The following is an 18,072-nucleotide window of genomic DNA, read 5'->3' as shown; positions in this document are numbered from 1 at the left end:
GTGAAATCAGTAGCCCTTGAAATCGGGCGTGCGCTTGTCGACGAAAGCCGCGAGGCCCTCTTGTATGTCGTGCGAATGGCGGTGCGCGTCGAGCACCAGTCGCTCCAGCCGCAGCGCCGAAGCCTGTGGCTGCTCCAGCCCGTCGGCCACGGCCTGTTTCATGCGGCGCAGCACCAGCGGGCTTTTACTGGCGATGCGCAAGGCGAATTTTTCGACCTCGGACACCAGCTCGGCATCCGGCACAACACGGTTCACCAGGCCCAGCGGAACCAGTTCGCGTGCGGGCATGGTGTCGCCGGTGAACAGCAGGTATTTGGCGGCGGTGGCGCCGATGCGCCGTGGCAGGATCGCCGCGCCGCCCGCGCCCGGAAACACGCCGAAGTTGGCATGTGCGTCGCCGATGCGGGCACTTTCGGCGGCGATGATGAGGTCGCAGGCCATGGCCAGCTCCAGTCCGCCAGCCATCGTCAGACCGTTCAGCGCGGCGATGGTGGGTTTGGGGCACATGCGCAGCCGATCCATCATGCCGCCGACGAGATCGAGAAACTCGCCCATCGGGTCGCTCGGGCCGGGGCCGCCAGCGCTGCTCTCGAACACGCCTTTGAGGTCGGCGCCGGCGCAGAAGGCACGGCCCGCACCGGTCAGCACGATGACGCGGATGGTCGGGTCACGCTCGCAATGCGCGGTCGCATCGCGCAATTCGGCGCACATTGTCTCCGACAGCGCATTCATCGCATCGGGCCGATTCAGCGTGATCCACGCCACGGCACCACGTTGCTCAAAGCGGATGGTCAACGAGGGTTGCATCTTCAAGGCCTGCTTGTTTGTGTGGTGGTCAGCTGCGCTTGCCATGCGGGTCTGGGAATCAACCGCGCAGCAGCTCTTCGGCGATGATCATCTTGCGCACCTCGGATGTGCCTGCACCGATCTCGAGGATCTTGATGCAACGGAACAGCCGGTTGATTTCGGACTCCCAGATGTAGCCGCTACCGCCATGCACTTGCACGGCCTTGTTGAGCACCCGGTTGCAGGCTTCGCCAGCGTAGAGGATGGACGCTGCGGTGAGCTTGTGCACATCGCCGCGGCCTCCGCCGCCCACCTCCAGATCATTGACCTCGGCCAGGGTGCGCCAGACCAGGGTTTTCATGGCTTCGATCTCGGTGTACATCTCGGCCAGCATGGCCTGCACCATCTGGAAGCTGCCGATGGGCTTGCCGAACTGCACGCGCGTCCTGGCGTACTCGACGCTCAATTCGAGTGCACGTTCGCAGATGCCCACGCATAAGCCAGCCACCAGCGCGCGCTCCAGATCGAGCCCGCTCATGACGATTTTGACGCCTTCGTTTTCCTTGCCCACCAGGTTGGCTGCCGGCACGCGGCAGTTGTCGAACACCAGCTCGCCAGTCTGGCTGCCGCGAAAACCCATCTTGATGAGTTTTTGAGCCACCTTGAAGCCGGGGAAATTCTTCTCGACGATGAAGGCTGAAATGCCCTTGGCACCTAACTCTGGCGCGGTCTTGGCGTAAACCAACAGCACATCGGCCACCGGGCCGTTGGTGATGTAGATCTTGGTGCCGTTGAGGATGTAATGATCGCCCTCGCGGCGCGCGCTGGTGCGCATGGCGCCCAGCGCATCCGAGCCGGCGCCGGGTTCGGTCAGGCCGAGCGCGCCGATTTTTGTGCCGTTGCACAGATCGGGCAGGTATTGGCGGCGCTGCGCCTCGTTGGCGTTGCGGAAGATGTTGTTAACGCACAGGTTGTCGTGCGCCGCCCAGGACAAGGCGATGGCGGGGTTCCAGCGTGCAAAGGCTTGGCAGATCAGGCCCGAGCTGAACAGGTCCATACCCGCGCCGCCATGCTCGGCAGGCACGGTGGCCCCCATGAAGCCAGCCGCGCCAATTTTCTGGAAGATATCCGACGGCCACCACTCCTCGTCGTCCATGCGGCGGGCGAGTGGTACGAATTCCTTGCGCGCGAACTTGTCGGCGGCTTCGAGTACGGCGCGGTCGTCGGCGGAGAGAGCAAAACTGCGAGTGGCGGCCATATAGGGATGCCTATCAATGCGTGGGTTGGGTCAACGGGCCGCGGCGCGCACCAAAGCTGCGCGGACAAGATCTCTTTGGGCTTACCCAATTTAATTGGGCATTGCAAAACTGTCAAGCGTTAGGTAGGATTCATCGCTGACATTCATTTGTTGTGCCAGAACTGGAGGCGGCGTAAGCGGAGGACGGAATTGGTGCGTATTCATTGACGGTAGCCGTCCGTGACGCATTCACCCGTGAGACCTATCGGGTCGTGCCGCTCGCGGCGAGACCATTCATCAGCGTCAAACGAGCTTCAACCTAACGAGACAGCCTTGACCCACGTACTCGAGATGAACCTGCTGCGCCGCCAGAACGTGAGCGACAACCTTCGCCGCGCGGCGAAGGCCGCTGGCCCCAACTTCGGCGCGTCGGATCTTCGCTGCGCGACCAAGCTGGGCACTTGGGCCTCGACGATCCCCAAGTCAATGATCGATGGATGGAAGCAGGCGGCGCCGTCGTCGCGCTTCTTTTCGGTGCAGGGGTTCAGCGAATTGACAGCCTCTTTGTTGACCGGTGGCTGCGTGGACGGTTGGGAGCAGATGCCCGACCAGGGCGGCCGCTGGGTGGGCTGCGTCGCCTCGGTGGCCGCCGACGTGCGTCTGGTCAACGATGAAGGCAAGGACGTAGCCGACGGTGAATCGGGCGAGCAGATCGTGCGCGGCCCGGTCATCATGAATGGCTACTACAAGAACGACGAGGCCAACCGCCGTGTGTGCCGCGACGGCTGGTTCCATACCGGCGACATCCTGTTCCGCGACGCGGCCGGCAACTACTTCTTCGCCGACCGCAAGAAGGACATGGATCAAGACCGGCAGAGAGAACGTTTATTGCCGGGAGGTCGAAAGCGTCCTGGGCGCCCACGCAGGCGCGATGCCGTGCGCCGAGTTCGGGCTGCCCAACGAGCACTGGGGCGAGGCCGTGACGGCCACCGTCATCGCCAGGCCAGGAACCATGGTGACCGAGGCCGAACTGATCGAGTTCTGTCGTGGCCGCCTGCCCGGCTTCAAGGCGCCGAAGCGGATCCACTTTCGCAGCTCGCTGCCGATCAGTGTGGCCAACAAGATCCTCAAGCGGGGTCTCAAGACCGAGTACGCCGATGAGGCCAAGGGCGGTTGAGGCCGATGGCCTCTCAGTGTCGGCGTCCGAAATATTTCAACCCAAGGAGTTAGTGCGATGAACCAGAAAGTCGTTGTTGCCGGTGTCGGGATGGTCCCGTTCACCAAACCGGGCGCCAGTGAACCCTATCACGTGATGGGAGAGAGGGCAGTGCGCCAGGCCCTTGCCGATGCGCGCGTTGAGTACGCCATGATCCAGCAAGCCTATGTCGGCTATGTGTATGGCGATTCCACCTGCGGCCAGCGGGCGCTCTACCCCGTGGGCATGAGCGGCATCCCCATCGTCAACGTCAACAACAACTGCTCCACCGGTTCGACGGCTCTGTTTCTGGCGCGCCAGGCAGTCGAAAGTGGTGCCGTCGAGTGTGTTCTGGCCCTGGGCTTCGAGCAGATGGCCGCAGGTGCCATCAAGGCCCAGTTCGAGGACAGGCCGACGCCGTTCGAGGAGTTTGACCGGGCCACCGCCGAACTCGTCGGGCGCCCGGAAATTCCGTTGGCTATTCGTTACTTCGGCGGTGCCGGCAAGGCGCACATGGACAAGTACGGCACCAAACTGGAGACCTTTGCCAGCATTCGCGCCAAGGCCAGCCGTCATGCTGCGAACAACCCTCTGGCGCTGTTGCGCAAGGAGATCTCGGTCGACGACGTGATGAACGCACCTGTGCTGTGGGAGGGCGTGATGACCCGCCTGATGGCTTGCCCACCGACCTGCGGCGCCGCTGCTGCGGTGATCTGCTCCGAAGCCTTCGCCAAGAAGCACGGGCTCGACACTCGCGTTTCCATTGTCGCCCAGGCGATGGCAACCGATCTTCCCAGTACCTTCGAGTCGCACGACATGATGCGCGTGGTCGGCTTCGATATGGCGCGCGATGCGGCGCAAAAGGTCTATCAGCAAGCCGGCATCGGCCCGCAGGACGTGAACGTGGTTGAGCTGCACGACTGCTTTGCACAGAACGAGTTGATCACCTATGAGGCGCTGGGCCTGTGCCCGCCCGGCGGTGCGGAAAAGTTTGTGCTGGACGGCGACAACACCTATGGCGGCAAGGTTGTGACCAACCCGTCGGGCGGCCTGTTGTCGAAAGGGCACCCTCTGGGCGCCACCGGCCTGGCGCAATGTTATGAGCTGACTCACCAACTGCGCGGCACGGCGGACAAACGCCAAGTTCAAGGCGCACGTGTGGCCTTGCAGCACAACCTCGGGCTGGGCGGCGCTTGTGTTGTCACGCTTTACCAGGCCGCCTGAGCACAGGCGCAGAAGACCAGGATCTGGAGTCCCATGATTGACAAGCAATTCATCGGCTACGAGGTGCCGCCCACGCTGTGGGATGTGGAGAAGGGCCGCATCCGCTTTTTCGCCCAGGTGATCGGTGCCACCGACCCGATCTACTTCGACACGACTGCCGCCAAGGCCGCTGGCTACCGCGACGTCGTGGCGCCACCGACTTTCATCTTTGGCGCCGAGAGCGATTCGGGGGTGTTGATGACGTTGCTCGACACGCTCAAGATCGATCTGCGGGAGGTCTTGCACGGTGAGCAGCGCTTCGACTACCACGCCCCGGTGTGCGCTGGCGACACGCTGCGTTTTCAGACCCGGGTCGCCGACATCTACGACAAGAAGGGCGGCGCGCTCGAGTTTGTCGTCAACGACACGAAGGTCACCAATCAACTTGGCGAGCATGTCTCCGACATGCACTCAGTGATCGTCGTGCGCCACGCCTGAAGGAATATTCATGAACGCTCAAGTAAAAATCATGGATGTCGGTGCCGACATGCCCGTGCTGGAATTGCCGCCGATCAGCCGCACCACCCTGGCACTGTTCGCCGGTGCGTCGGGCGACCACAACCCGATCCACATCGACATCGACTTCGCCCACGGTGCGGGGATGAAGGATGTGTTCGCGCACGGCATGCTGTCGATGGCCTACCTCGGGCGCGCGCTCACCGAATGGGTGCCGCAGCGCCAGATCCTCAGCTATGGCGTGCGCTTCGCGGCCCTGACCCATCTCGGCGACCGCGTGCGCTGCACCGGCAAGGTGCTTGAACAGATTGAGCATGCAGGCCGACCCTGCGTGCGCGTTCAAATCAGCGCTACGAAAGCGACAGGCGAAATCACGCTGTCCGGCGAGGCGCTGGTTGCCCTGAACTGAGAGGCTGAGACCGCCGTTTGGCAGCCCGGCTCCTTATTCTTTTCCCTTTCATTTCCTTTTCATCAAAAACAAGGACACACATCATGAAAAAACTCGAAGGCAAAGTGGCCATCGTTTCAGGTTCGGGCCGCGGCATCGGCCGTGCGATCGCCATGAAGTTGGCCATCGAAGGCGCCAAGATCGTGGTCAACGACCTCGACGCAGCTCCAGCAGAGCAGACCGTGGCCGACATCAAGAAGGCAGGCGGCATGGCCGTGGCCTGCGTGGGCAGCGTCACTGCCGGCGATTTTGCTGATCGCTTCGTCAAGACCGCGATTGACAGCTTCGGCGGCCTGGACATCATCATCAACAACGCCGGCTACACCTGGGACAACGTGGTTCAGAAGATGACGGACGAGCAATGGAACGCGATCATCGACGTGCATCTGACCGCGCCGTTCAAAATTTTGCGCGCTGCCGCAGAGTTCATTCGCGTCGCCTCGCGCAAGGAAGCCGAAGCCGGGCAGGAGGTGTTCCGCAAGGTGGTCAACATCTCGTCTATCGCCGGCACCGGCGGCAACGCCGGCCAGGCTAACTACTCAGCGGGCAAGGCCGGCATCATTGGCCTGACCAAGGCGCTCTCCAAGGAGTGGGGGCGTTACAAGGTGAACGTCAACGCCGTCGCTTTTGGCATGATCAAAACGCGGCTGACCGAAGCTTCGGCCAGCGGCGACGCATCCATTGACATCCAGGGCCAAAAGATCAAGGTCGGCGTCAACCCTGATCTGCTGGAAATGATGGAGCGCACCATTCCGCTGGGTCGCGGCGGCACGCCCGAGGAAGCGGCCGGATCGGTCTACCTGCTGTGTATTCCCGAGTCGAACTACGTAAGCGGCCAGACGCTGATCTGCGGCGGCGGCATCTCGATCTAAAGCGCAAGCCGAACGCATAAAGGCCCACGATGGACATCGATTTCAGCCCGGAAGACATGGCGTTCCAGCAAGAGGTTCGCACTTGGTTCAAAGGCCACACACCGTCCGATCTCAAGCGCAAGACCGTCACCGGGGAAATGCTGCAGAAGAACGACATCGTTCATTGGCAGCGCCGACTCGATGGCCAGGGCTGGCTGGTCACCGGCTGGCCCAAGGAGCATGGGGGGCCGGGCTGGACGCCGACGCAGCGCTATATTTTCGACCTTGAGCGCGCGGCGGCCAGTGCGCCGGTGGGGCTGTCGATGGGCGTCATCATGCTCGGGCCGGTGCTGATTGCCTTCGGCACGCCAGAGCAAAAGGCGCAGTACCTGCCGCGCATCCGTCGCTGCGAGGACTGGTGGTGCCAAGGCTATTCCGAGCCGGGTGCAGGCTCCGACTTGGCCAGCCTGAAGACCACGGCCGTGGCCGATGGCAGCGATTACATCATCAACGGCTCCAAGATCTGGACCACTTATGCGCATTGGGCCACGCACATGTTCTGCCTGGTGCGTACCGCCAACACCGGCAAGAAGCAGGAAGGCATCTCCTTCCTGCTGATCGAGATGGACCGCTCCGGCATCGATGTCAAACCCATTGTCTCGATCGACGGCGAACACCACCTGAACCAGGTGTTTCTCACCGACGTTCGGGTGCCCAGAAAAAACCTGGTCGGTCGCGAAGGCCAGGGTTGGGAAATTGCCAAGTACCTGCTCACACACGAGCGCACCAGCATCGCCGGCGTGGCCGACTGCAAGGCGCATTTAGCCAACTTGTATGCCGCGGCAGGTGAGCGCCGCTCGGGTGGCCAACCGCTGATGGAGGACGCGGCGATGCGGCTCAAGCTGGCGCGCGCCGAGATCGAACTGATGGCGCTCGAACACACCAACTTTCGCGTGCTGGCCGCCACCGCCTCGGGCAAGGCGCCGGGGCCGGAATCCTCGCTGCTCAAGACCATGGGCACGGCGGTGCAACAGACCTTGGCCGAGCTGGGCGTCGAGATCGCCGCCGAGCAAGCCTGGCCCTGGCATGACGGCGGCGAGTTTGGAAGCGGACGCCATGCCCATGCGATGCCGCACTACTGTTTTTCGCGCGCCGCCACGATTTACGGCGGCAGCGACGAGGTGCAAAAGAATGTATTGGCCAAGATGCTGCTGGCCGGCGGCACGCGGTAAGGATCGTCATGAACTTTGATCTCTCCGAAGAACAAAAGATGCTGCGCGACGCGGCACAGAAATTTCTGCGCGCCGAATACCGCTTCGATGCGCGCAACCAGATCGTCGCGTCGGCGTCCGGCATGAGCCACGAGCACTGGCAGCGATTCGGGGAATTCGGCTGGCTTGGGCTCGGACTGCCCGAGGCCGATGGCGGTTTTGGCGGCGGCCTGCTCGAGACGATCCAGGTCGCCGAGGCCCTGGGCGCCGCGCTGGTGGTCGAACCCTACCTCGTCAGCGCCGTGCTCGGCGCGCAGGCGGTGGCACGCGCGGGCACCGCGGCGCAGCGCGCGACCTGGCTGCCCGGGCTGGTCTCGGGCCAGCGCATTGTCAGCCTAGCGCACACCGAGGCCGATGCGCGCCACGACCTCGCCCATGTTCACACCAGCGCCATGGCCAAGGGCGGCCGCTGGGTGCTGTCGGGCCGCAAGAGCGGTGTGCTGGGCGCGCCCTGGGCCGACGGCTTTGTTGTGGCCGCCAGAACCTCGGGCGCCGTCAGTGAGCGCCGGGGAATCAGCTTGTTTCTGGTCGAAGCCCACACGCCGGGGGTGCAGGTGGCGGGCTACAAGGTCTACGACGGCAGTCGGGCTGGTGATCTGCAGCTTGATGCTGTCGTGCTGGGCCCGGACGCATTGCTGGGCATGGAAGGCGAAAGCCTGGGACTGCTCGAGCACTTGGTTGATCTTGGCATTGTTGCCGCCTGTGCCGACGCCCTGGGTGCCATGGGCGCGCTGTTGAGGAAAACCGGCGAGTACGTCGGCACGCGCAAACAATTTGACGTGCCGATTGCCAGTTTCCAGGTCATCCAGCACCGGCTGGTCGACATGTTCGCCGCGGTCGAGGCCAGCCGCTCCCTGGTGTTGATGGCGGCCCTGCATGCCGAGCATCCCGACGCAGTCACCCGTTCGCGCGCCGTCTCGGCCGCCAAGGCCGCCATTGGTGAGCGAGCCCGCTTCGTGGCGCAGCAAGCGGTGCAGCTGCACGGCGGCGTGGGCATGACCGAGGAGCTTGACATCGGCCATTACTTTCGCCGCCTGACGCTCTTTTGCAACCTGTTGGGCAGCACCGACCACCACCTGCAGCGCTTTGCGACGCTGCGTGTGGTGGCCTGATTGCCTGATGACCGACCCATACCGAGTCACTGGAAGGGCTGCCTAAATGAGTTTGATGACATCCACCGCCACGCCGAACTCGCCCGAATTTCAGCGCAACCGCGAAGCCTATGAGCTGCGCATTGACGACTTGCATGAACGCCGCGAACGTGCCCTGATCGGCGGCCCCGAAAAGGCGCGCCTGCTGCACAAGAAGCGCAAGCAGTTGCTGCCGCGCGAGCGCCTGGCTGCCGTGCTCGACCCCGGCTCGCCCTTCCTCGAGTTCGGGCAGCTTGCCGGCGACGGCCTGTACGAGGGCGTGCCGCCGGGCGGCAGCATCATCACCGGGGTGGGGCTGGTGTGCGGGCGCGCATGCATGCTGATGATCCACGATGCCACGGTCAAGGGCGGCACCTACTACGGCATCACCGCAAAAAAACATGTGCGGGCCCAGATGTTCGCCTGGCAGCACCGGCTGCCGTGCATCACCATGGTCCAGTCGGGCGGCGCCAACCTGCCGGAGCAGGCGCATATTTTCCCCGACGACGGCCAGTTCGGCTCCATTTTTTACAACCAGATCCGCATGTCGGCCGAGGGCATCACCCAGATCGCGACCGTGCATGGGCCCTCAACCGCTGGCGGCGCCTATCTCCCGGCGCTGTGCGACGAGGCGGTGATCGTGCGCAACCAGGGTGCGATGTTCCTCGCCGGGCCCGAACTGGTGTATGCCGCCACCAAGGAAGAGGTTGACATTGAAACCCTGGGCGGCGGCGAGATGCACAGCCGCATCAGCGGCGTCACTGACCATCTGGCCGAGAACGATGGCCATGCCATCTCCATCGTGCGCGGCATCGTGGCCAACCTAGGTACCGTGGCCAAGCAACGCTGGGACGTGGTTCCGCCGCTGCCGCCCCGCCATGACCCGCGCGAGATTTACGGCATCGTCAGCGCCGACAACCGGCATCCGACCGACAACCGCGAAGTGCTGCTGCGGCTGATCGACGACAGCGAACTACAGGAGTTCAAACCCCTGTACGGCGACACCATGATCTGCGGCTTCGCCCGCATCAAGGGTTTCCAGATCGGCATTCTGGCCAACAACGGCGTGATCTTCTCCGAGAGCGCGCTCAAGGGCGCGCACTTCATCGAGTTGTGCTGCCAGCGCGACATTCCGCTGCTGTTCATGGCCGATGTGTCGGGCTTCATGGTCGGCAAAGCGGTGGAGCAGCAGGGCATTGCCAAGCACGGCGCCAAGTTCATGACGGCCATGGCCTCGGCCAACGTGCCGCGCTACACGCTGATCACCGGAGGCTCGTACGCAGCGGCCTACCTGGCGATGTGCGGGCGCCCGTTCAAGCCCAACGTGATGATGATGTGGCCTACCGGCCGCGCCGCGCTGATGGGCCCCGAGCAGGCCGCCACCACGCTGGGCCTGGTGCGCGAGAACATCCACCGGCGCGAGGGCACAAGCTGGAGCGACGAAGAACGCGAGCAATTCAAGCAACCGATACGCGAGCAGTTCGAGAGCTTTTCCAGTCCCTACAACTACGCCTCCAATCTGTGGTGCGACATGGTGATTGACCCGCTGGAAACGCGCGACACCATGGCTTTGCTGCTGGAGCTGGCGGGCCGTGTGCCGGCGCGCGACACGCACTTCGGCGTGTTCCGCATGTGATCTTTTAGTCCACAGTATTGAACATGCTCGAAGCCATTCTCTCCGGCTGCCGCGTGCTCGGCCTGACGCAGAACGTGGCCGGCCCGTTCTGCACCCATATCCTCGGCGACCTCGGCGCCGAGGTCATCAAGATCGAACGCCCGGGCAGCGGCGACGATGCGCGCCAGTGGAAGCCGCCCGAAGTGGCCGGCGTCTCGACCGGCTTCGCGGCGCTGAACCGCAGCAAGAAGAGCGTCTGCATTGACCTCGACAGCGCGATTGGTCAGCAGCTGGTCGCGCGCCTGGCGGCCGGTGCCGACGTGCTGGTGCATTCGCTCAAACCCGGCAGCGCCGAAGCGCGCGGCCTCGGCGACGGACACCTGCTGCCGACCAATCCGCGCCTCGTGTATTGCGCGATCAGCGCCTTCGGCGAGGTCGGCCCGATGCGCGCGCTGCCCGGCTACGACCCGCTGATGCAGGCCTTCGCCGGCATCATGAGCGTCAGCGGCCACGAAGGTGACGAGCCGGCGCGCGTCGGCGTGTCGCTGATCGACATGGGCACCGGCATGTGGGCCACGATGGCGATCCTGGCCGCGCTGCTGCGCCGCGCCACACGGGCGAAGGCATGCGCGTGCACGCCAGCCTGCTCGAGACCGGGCTGTCGTGGATGATGGTGCCAGTCGCGAACTATCTGGCCACCCAGCGCCTACCGCGCAAGATGGGTTCGGCGATGGCGATGATGGCGCCCTACGAGCTCTTCGAAAGCGCCGACGGCAAGGTCTTCATCGCTGCGGCCAACGACCGGCTGTTTGGCCGCATCTGCAGCGCGCTGGCTTGTCCAGAGCTGACGCAGGATCCGCGCTTCATCGACATGTCGGCGCGCATCGGCCACCGCAAGGCGCTGCACGCCGAGCTCGAGGCGCGCACCCGGCAGCGCAGCACCGCAGACTGCGCGGCGGCGCTGCGAGCGGCCGGTGCGCCCTGCAGCGAGATGCACGACGTGGCCCAGATGCTGGCGCACGAACAGGTGCAAGCGGTCGGCATGCTGGGCGCGCTGCCGCTGCCGGGCGCACCGCAACACCAGACGATGGGCCTGCCCATCAGTTCGCAGGGCCGTCGCGGGCGCAGCGGCCCGCCGCCGCCAGTGCTGGGCGGGAACACCGACGAGGTGTTGACGGCGCTGGGCCTGCATGCCGATGAACTGGCGGCGCTGCGACAGCAACGCGTCGTCGATTGACAGAGACAAGGCCGAGATCCCCATGAACTTCGACTACACCGAGACCCAGGGTCAGATCCGCGCCGCCGTCAAGGAGCTGTGCAAGGGCTTCGGCCCCGAGTACTGGCGCCAGTGCGCCCAGGACGGCGCCTATCCGGAAGCCTTCGTCGACGCGATGGCCAAGGCCGGCTGGCTGGCCGCGCTGATTCCGGAGGAATACGGCGGCGCCGGGCTGCCCCTGCTCGACGCCTGCCTGATACTGCAGGAGATCAACCAGAACGGCGGTAGCGCGGTGCACTGCCATGCGCAGATGTACACGATGGCGTCGATCCTGCGCCATGGCAGCGAAGCGCAGAAGCGCGCGACGCTCCCGCGCATCGCCGACGGTAGCCTGCGGCTGCAGGCCTTCGGCGTGACCGAGCCCGACGCGGGCTCCAACACGCTGGCGATCAAGACATTCGCGCGCAAGGTGCCAAGTGGCTACGTCGTCAACGGCCAGAAGATCTGGACTTCGCGCTACAGCCACTCGCACATGTACCTTTTGATCGCGCGCACCACGCCGACCGACGCGGTGAAGAAGAAGACCGATGGCCTTAGCCTGTTCCTGATCGACATAGCGAAGGCCGGCGCGTCGCTGAAGGCCACGCCGATTCGCACGATGATCAATCACCACACCTTCCAGGTCTTCATCGACAACCTGGAGCTCACCGACGACGACCGCATCGGCGAGGAAGGCAAGGGCTTCCACTACCTGCTGGATTCGCTGCATTCCGAGCGTCTGCTGGTGGCCAGCGAGGCCATCGGCGACGGCCACTGGTTCGTCGGCAAGGCCGCGCGCTACGGCAGCGAGCGTGTCGTCTTCGACCGCCCGATCGGCGCCAACCAGGGCGTGCAGTTCCCGATCGCGCGCGCCCACATGAACATCGAGGCTGCCGAACTGATGCGCAACAAGGCAGCGACGCTGTTCGACGCCAGCCTGCCCTGCGGGCGCGAGGCGACGATGGTCAAGTACCTGGCCAGCGAGGCTGCTTGGGAAGCCGCCGAGGCGGCCATGACCACCTTCGGCGGCTACGGCGTGGCCTGCGAATACGACATCGAGCGCAAATGGAAGGAGAGCCGGCTGTTCCGCACCGCGCCGATCTCCAACAACCTGGTGCTGGCGCAGGTGGCCGAGCACCTGCTGGGCATGCCCCGCTCTTACTGAAGCACCATGGACCACACGACACTACGCGTTGAAGCCGCGCCCGGCACCGAGCTCGCTGATGGCATCCGCACCCTGGTGCTCAACCGCCCCGAGGTGATGAACGCGATGAACACGCAGATGTTCATCGACCTGCGCAACGCCCTGCACGAACTGGCCTTCGACGACGGCCTGCGTGTGCTGATCATCACCGGCGCCGGTGAGCGTGCATTCTCGGCCGGCGGAGACCTCAAGCAGCGCGACGGTATGACCGACGGTCAATGGCGGCGCCAACACCAGCTCGCCGAAGAGGTGTTGCTGGCTGTCAAGGATTTCCCGCAACCGGTGATCGCCGCCGTCGAAGGCCACGCGCATGGCGGCGGCTGCGAACTGGCGTTGATGTGTGACTACATCGTCGCTTCGCGCGCTGCGGTATTTTCGCTGCCCGAGCTGCGGCGCGGCATCATGCCCGGCGGCGGCGGTATCCAGAACCTCGTGCGCGCCGTCGGCGCGCGGCGCGCCAAGAAGCTGCTGTTCACCGCGCGCCGCTTCTCGGCCGAAGAAGCCGCCGAATGGGGCATGGTCACAGACCTGGCCGAGCCGGGTACGGCGCTGGCCGCCGCAGTCGCCGACGCGCGCGACATCGTACTGGCCGCACCGATGGCCACCCACTACGCCAAACTCGCCGCATCGCGCGGCGGCGAGATTGACTTCCACAGCGGCTACATGCTCGACGTCGCCGCCTACAACGTGCTGGTGTCCTCGGCCGACAGGCTGGAGGGCGTGAAGGCCTTCAATGAAAAGCGCCCACCGCGCTGGAGCGGACTCTGACATGTTCAAAAAAATCCTGATCGCCAACCGCGGCGAAATCGCCTGCCGCATCGCACGCACCTGCCGGCGCCTCGGTATTGCGGTGGCCGGTGTGCATTCGAGTGCTGATCGCGATGCGCTGCACGTTGACCTGATCGGCGAGTCGATCGAAATCGGTGGGGCAGCGCCGGCCGAGAGCTACCTGCGCATCGATGCGGTCATTGATGCGGCCCGGCGGACCGGGTCGCAGGCCATTCATCCTGGTTTTGGCTTTCTGGCCGAAAACGCGGTCTTCGCGCGCGCGGTCGAGGCAGCCGGCCTCGTCTTCGTCGGCCCGACGCCCGAGGTCATTGAGCGCCTGGGCGACAAGGCGTCGGCCAAGCGCGAGGCCCGCGCCGCTGGCGTGGCCGTGCTCGGCGGCAGCGAGCTGCCGAGCCGCGATGCGGCCGAAGTGGCAGCCACCGTGCGCGGACTACCGCTACCGGTGATTCTGAAGGCGGCCGCCGGTGGCGGCGGCAAGGGCATGCGGGTGGTGCAGCAGTTGGACGGGTTGATGGAGACCATCGAGGCGGCCATGCGCGAGGCCGGGAGTTCCTTTGGCGACACTGCGTTGATCGTCGAAGCCTTTGTCGAGCGCGGGCGCCACATCGAGGTGCAGATCGTCGGCGACGGCCATGGCGAAGTGATTCACTTGTTCGAGCGCGAATGCACGCTGCAGCGGCGCCATCAGAAAGTCATCGAAGAGGCTCCAGCGGTGAACCTCGCCCCGGCGCTGCGCGCGGCGATGCTCGGTGACGCGGTGCGCTTGGGACAGCGGCTGCGCTATCGCGGTGTCGGCACGGTGGAATTCATCGTGCAGGGCGACAATCACCACTTTCTCGAAGTCAATCCACGGCTGCAAGTCGAGCATCCGGTGACCGAGGAGGTGACCGGGCTGGATGTGGTCGAGATCATGCTGCGCATTGCCGCCGGCGAGGGCTTGCCCTTGCGCCAGAGCGAAGTGCAGGTGCGCGGCCACGCGATTGAGGCGCGGGTCTGCGCTGAAGATTCAGAACAAAATTTCCTGCCCTCCACCGGTGAACTGATCGCTGTTCGGTTCCCGACTTCTGGCGTGCGGGTTGAATCGGGTGTGCGCGCCGGCATGGCGGTCACGCCGTACTACGACTCGATGCTGGCCAAGCTGATTGCGCATGCGCCCACGCGCGAGGCGGCGCTGGACCGTCTGAGTGGGGCGCTGGGCGAAACCCAGGTGCACGGCGTCGAAACCAACTGCGCCTTTCTGCAGCGCCTGCTGGCCCTGCCCGCCACGCGCGACGCCAGCTTCCACACCCGTCTGATTGACGAGGTGCTGGCCGAGGGGAGTCAGGGCGCGAGCAGTGCGCCGCTGGAGCGGCTGGCCGCTGCAGCGGCTTGGTGGTTGCTCGACGCGCGGTGCAACGGCAATCAATTCGGCGCCTGGTCGGCCCTGGACGTGACGGGTTGGCAGATGCACGCCGGCGACGATCGGCTCACGCCGGTTCCGGCGCTGTTGCTGCGCTCGGGCGGCACAACGCACGAGGCCCGGTTCGGCGCCGTCTCGCCCGAGTCCGAGGTGACGGTGCAAATCGGCACCGAACGAGTCCGCTTGGCACTGACCGCCATCGCCGGGGGCAATTGGCGTTTGCGCATGGGGGATCGACATGAGGTGCTGACCATCGTGCGCAGCGTCGATACCGTGTTTGTGCAGAGCGGCGGCACTGCCCACGCCATCGGCGTGACCTCTTACCTCAACCAGGCCATCACCGGCCGCCAGACCAGCGACCAGTTGCGCACGCCGATGATGGGGATGATCCTGAAGATCCATGTGGCGGTTGGCGAGCGCGTACGTTCCGGCGACGTGGTGGCAACGATGGAGTCGATGAAGATGGAGCTGCGCATCAATGCCGACCACGATGGGGTGGTGCGCTCGCTGTCGGTGCAGAACGGACAAATGGTCGAGCGCGGCCTGGTGGTGGCCGTGGTTGAGTCCGAGGGCACTGCGGAATAAGCGGCGGCAAACCCCGCATGCGCGCCCATCTTTACAAACCTGGTGTTATCCACCGTTAAAAATGACGTGTCCGAGACGGCCCATGACCAGCATCCAACTTCCGAACGGTATTCAGGTTTTTGAGCGCGGTTGGCTGTCCTCCAACAACATTCTGTTCCTTGGATCGGCATCCAGCGCACTCGTTGACAGTGGCTACAGCACACACGCGGAACTAACGGCCGGGCTGGTCAGCGCCGCTTTGCAGCAGCGGCCGCTGGACTTGCTGCTCAATACCCATCTGCACAGCGACCACTGCGGCGGCAATGCCGCCCTCCAGGGCAATTACCCAGAACTTCAAACCCTCATTCCGCCAGGCCATGCATCACTTGTCTCGCCGTGGGACCCCGTCGCCCTGAACTATGTGCCATCCGGGCAACACTGCCCCCGGTTCAAGTTCGATGGCCTTCTGTCGCCGGGCACGGACATCCAGCTGGCCGATACCGCGTGGCAAATCCATGCGGCACCGGGCCATGATCCCCATTCAGTCATTCTGTTTGAGCCGCAGTCCCGAACCCTGATTTCGGCCGATGCCTTGTGGGAAAAAGGCTTCGGCGTGGTGTTTCCGGAACTCGATGGTGAAACCGCGTTCGATGAAGTGGCCGCCACATTCGACCTGATCGAGCGGCTTGACCCGCGCTGGGTCATTCCCGGCCACGGCCCGGTATTCCGCTACCGTGCCGAGGTGCTGGCCTACGCGCGCGAGCGCCTCAACGCCTTTGTCAAGAACCCTGAGCGGCATGCGCATCACGCGGTCAAGGTGTTGCTGAAGTTCAGACTGCTGGAGCAGCAGCAACTGCCTTTTGCTGATTTTGTCGAGTGGGCCGCCAACACACGCTACTTGCGGCTCATTCACCAGAGGTTTGTTCCTTCGGTTCCCATCGACCAGTGGATGGAGCAGTTGACTCAGGAGCTCGTGCGTTCCACCGCTGCGCGCAGAGACGGCAACAGGGTCTACAACGCGTGAAATGGACCACGTCGTCAGCCACTGAACCAGGGCCCTGACAAAAACCAGCGGCCGCATGCGAAAGCCAAGCCATCTTTTAACCTGGAGATAAACATGAGTGAAGCAGAAACCGTTTTGTATCACGTGCGCGATGGTATCGCCACCGTCAAGATCAACCGCCCCGAGATGCGTAACGCGCTGTCACCGGCCGCTGCCAATCGGCTGCACGATCTGTGGTGCGAAGTCGATGCCGATAAAAATGTGCACGTGGCCATCCTGACTTCTGCCGACTGCGGCACTTTCTGCGCCGGGCTCGACCTGCGCGAGGCTTCTCGTGTCAAGAAGGACGAGGGCGTGGACATCCTGACCAAGATGAGGGACCCGTTTCACGGTCGCCAGCGCCGTGTGGCCAAGCCCATCATCGCGGCCATGACCGGGCACCTGATTGCCGGCGGCATGATGCTGAGCCTGAACTCGGATTTGCGCGTAGGCCTCAAGGGCACGCAGGTCGGCATCACAGAAACCCGTATCGCCGGGCGCGGCAGCCCCTGGGCCATTCCCCTCCTGTGGATGCTGCCGCAGCCGCTGCTGATGGAGATGGTGCTGACCGGCGACCTGTATCCGATCGAAACCTTCCATGGGCTGGGTTTCATCAATTACCTGGAAGACACGCCTGATGCGGTGCGCGCTCGGGCCACCGCGCTGGCCGAACGCATCCGCGACAACGCTCCGCTGTCGGTGATGGCGGGCAAGGAATCGATCATGACGGCGATGAGCGCCGGTTGTGAGGCCGGCATTGCGCTGGCGCACAACATTTATCGCACCGCCTACGCCAGCGAGGACGCGCAGGAGGGTCCGCGTGCCTTCGCCGAGAAGCGCAAGCCGGTTTGGAAGGGGTGCTGATGTCGCTGCGGGGAGATGCCATCTCCAGCCTGGCCCCTCTGTTGGAGAACAACCGTGCCTGGTCGGCGCGCTGCGCTGCGGAAGACCCGCAGTACTTCGAGCGGCTGGCGCACCAGCAGATGCCACGCTACTTGTGGATCGGCTGCTCCGACAGCCGGGTACCGGCCAACGAAATCCTGGGGCTGCGGCCTGGCGAGGTCTTCGTGCACCGTAACGTCGGCAACCTGGTGGTGCACTCCGACCTGAACTGCCTGACGGTGTTGCAGTATGCGGTCGAGGTGTTGAAAGTCGAGCATGTTCTTGTGGTGGGTCACTACGGCTGCGGCGGCGTGCAGGCGGTGATAGAACAGCGCCGCACCGGTCTGGCCGAGAACTGGCTGCGCCATCTGGAGGACGTGGCGCGGAAACACATTGATCGGCTCGACGGCATTTCCGGCGTTGACGAGCGCGCGGCGCGGCTTTGCGAGATGAACGTGATTGAGCAGGTCAGCAACGTGTGTCGCACCACCACCCTGCGCCGCGCCTGGGAGCGCGGGCAGCAAGTCGAGGTGCACGGGCTGGTTTACGGCCTGCGCGACGGCTTGCTGCGGCCAGTCGGGGGCAGCGTCAATGGGGTCAGCGAGTTGCAAGAGCAGTACACCCTTTCATTGGCCATGCTGGACGCCGGCCCGGCCGTTTGATCGCATCAAGAAAGAAGGAAAAT

The 18,072-nt window shown here is 64.4% G+C and carries 16 protein-coding genes and 2 pseudogenes; 16 read left to right on the top strand and 2 right to left on the bottom strand.

The genetic code is table 11. From position 1 onward, the window contains the following. Window positions 1–6: 6 nt before the first annotated feature. Together AC3WPZ_RS00180 and AC3WPZ_RS00175 are read right to left on the bottom strand one after the other, a co-directional pair. Window positions 7–807, bottom strand: a complete 801-nt coding sequence (locus tag AC3WPZ_RS00180; protein WP_056278590.1) for an enoyl-CoA hydratase/isomerase family protein — start codon at window positions 805–807, stop codon at window positions 7–9. Between the two features lie 58 nt (window positions 808–865). Beyond that, window positions 866–2,044 (bottom strand): acyl-CoA dehydrogenase family protein, encoded by a 1,179-nt coding sequence (locus AC3WPZ_RS00175; protein ID WP_056278324.1) that lies wholly within the window; start codon window positions 2,042–2,044, stop codon window positions 866–868. 330 nt (window positions 2,045–2,374) lie between these two features. Between AC3WPZ_RS00175 and AC3WPZ_RS00170 the strand changes: the two are divergent. The 16 genes and pseudogenes from AC3WPZ_RS00170 to can form a co-directional block, all read left to right on the top strand. Next, window positions 2,375–2,758 (top strand): annotated as a pseudogene (locus AC3WPZ_RS00170) (hypothetical protein); the annotation flags it as partial. Between the two features lies 1 nt (window position 2,759). Beyond that, window positions 2,760–3,200 carry an AMP-binding enzyme gene (locus AC3WPZ_RS00165; RefSeq protein ID WP_416142282.1) on the top strand — a complete coding sequence of 147 codons (441 nt, stop codon included), beginning with the start codon at window positions 2,760–2,762 and terminating at the stop codon, window positions 3,198–3,200. Window positions 3,201–3,257: 57 nt separating this feature from the next. Continuing rightward, window positions 3,258–4,442, top strand: coding sequence for a lipid-transfer protein (locus tag AC3WPZ_RS00160; protein ID WP_086124716.1), 1,185 nt, complete (start codon window positions 3,258–3,260; stop codon window positions 4,440–4,442). Window positions 4,443–4,475: 33 nt separating this feature from the next. Further along, a complete protein-coding gene (locus tag AC3WPZ_RS00155) occupies window positions 4,476–4,919 on the top strand; it encodes a MaoC family dehydratase N-terminal domain-containing protein (RefSeq protein WP_056278333.1) in 444 nt (147 codons plus the stop codon). Window positions 4,920–4,929: 10 nt separating this feature from the next. Continuing rightward, window positions 4,930–5,346, top strand: a complete 417-nt coding sequence (locus AC3WPZ_RS00150) for a MaoC family dehydratase (protein WP_056278336.1) — start codon at window positions 4,930–4,932, stop codon at window positions 5,344–5,346. Between the two features lie 83 nt (window positions 5,347–5,429). Further along, a complete protein-coding gene (locus tag AC3WPZ_RS00145) occupies window positions 5,430–6,257 on the top strand; it encodes an SDR family NAD(P)-dependent oxidoreductase (RefSeq protein WP_056278339.1) in 828 nt (275 codons plus the stop codon). Between the two features lie 29 nt (window positions 6,258–6,286). Continuing rightward, window positions 6,287–7,468 carry an acyl-CoA dehydrogenase family protein gene (locus AC3WPZ_RS00140; protein WP_492437687.1) on the top strand — a complete coding sequence of 394 codons (1,182 nt, stop codon included), beginning with the start codon at window positions 6,287–6,289 and terminating at the stop codon, window positions 7,466–7,468. Between the two features lie 8 nt (window positions 7,469–7,476). After that, complete coding sequence (locus tag AC3WPZ_RS00135; RefSeq protein ID WP_492437685.1) at window positions 7,477–8,619, top strand: acyl-CoA dehydrogenase family protein; 1,143 nt, start codon at window positions 7,477–7,479, stop codon at window positions 8,617–8,619. 46 nt (window positions 8,620–8,665) lie between these two features. After that, complete coding sequence (locus tag AC3WPZ_RS00130) at window positions 8,666–10,273, top strand: acyl-CoA carboxylase subunit beta (RefSeq protein WP_056278346.1); 1,608 nt, start codon at window positions 8,666–8,668, stop codon at window positions 10,271–10,273. A gap of 23 nt (window positions 10,274–10,296) precedes the next feature. Next, window positions 10,297–11,489 (top strand): annotated as a pseudogene (locus AC3WPZ_RS00125) (CaiB/BaiF CoA transferase family protein). A gap of 22 nt (window positions 11,490–11,511) precedes the next feature. Continuing rightward, window positions 11,512–12,672, top strand: a complete 1,161-nt coding sequence (locus tag AC3WPZ_RS00120) for an acyl-CoA dehydrogenase family protein (protein ID WP_056278592.1) — start codon at window positions 11,512–11,514, stop codon at window positions 12,670–12,672. A gap of 6 nt (window positions 12,673–12,678) precedes the next feature. Next, the gene (locus AC3WPZ_RS00115) at window positions 12,679–13,479 is read left to right on the top strand and encodes an enoyl-CoA hydratase/isomerase family protein (protein ID WP_492437683.1); all 801 of its coding nucleotides are present in this window, start codon (window positions 12,679–12,681) and stop codon (window positions 13,477–13,479) included. A 1-nt stretch (window position 13,480) separates the two neighbouring features. After that, on the top strand, window positions 13,481–15,484 hold the full coding sequence (locus AC3WPZ_RS00110; protein ID WP_492437681.1) for an acetyl/propionyl/methylcrotonyl-CoA carboxylase subunit alpha: 2,004 nt from the start codon (window positions 13,481–13,483) through the stop codon (window positions 15,482–15,484). An 82-nt stretch (window positions 15,485–15,566) separates the two neighbouring features. Further along, window positions 15,567–16,487: an MBL fold metallo-hydrolase gene (locus AC3WPZ_RS00105; RefSeq protein WP_056278357.1), complete on the top strand. Its 921-nt coding sequence runs from the start codon at window positions 15,567–15,569 to the stop codon at window positions 16,485–16,487. Window positions 16,488–16,580: 93 nt separating this feature from the next. Beyond that, window positions 16,581–17,369, top strand: a complete 789-nt coding sequence (locus AC3WPZ_RS00100; protein WP_492437679.1) for an enoyl-CoA hydratase/isomerase family protein — start codon at window positions 16,581–16,583, stop codon at window positions 17,367–17,369. Continuing rightward, window positions 17,369–18,049: a carbonate dehydratase gene (can, locus tag AC3WPZ_RS00095; protein ID WP_200959413.1), complete on the top strand. Its 681-nt coding sequence runs from the start codon at window positions 17,369–17,371 to the stop codon at window positions 18,047–18,049. The genes AC3WPZ_RS00100 and can overlap by 1 nt, the downstream gene beginning before the upstream one ends. Window positions 18,050–18,072 lie beyond the last annotated feature (23 nt).

The organism is Hydrogenophaga sp. FW305-3-2-15-A-LB1 (assembly GCF_058787875.1).
The sequence above is the reverse complement of the archived record's forward strand: the minus strand, read 5'-3'. Positions and strand labels throughout refer to the sequence as shown.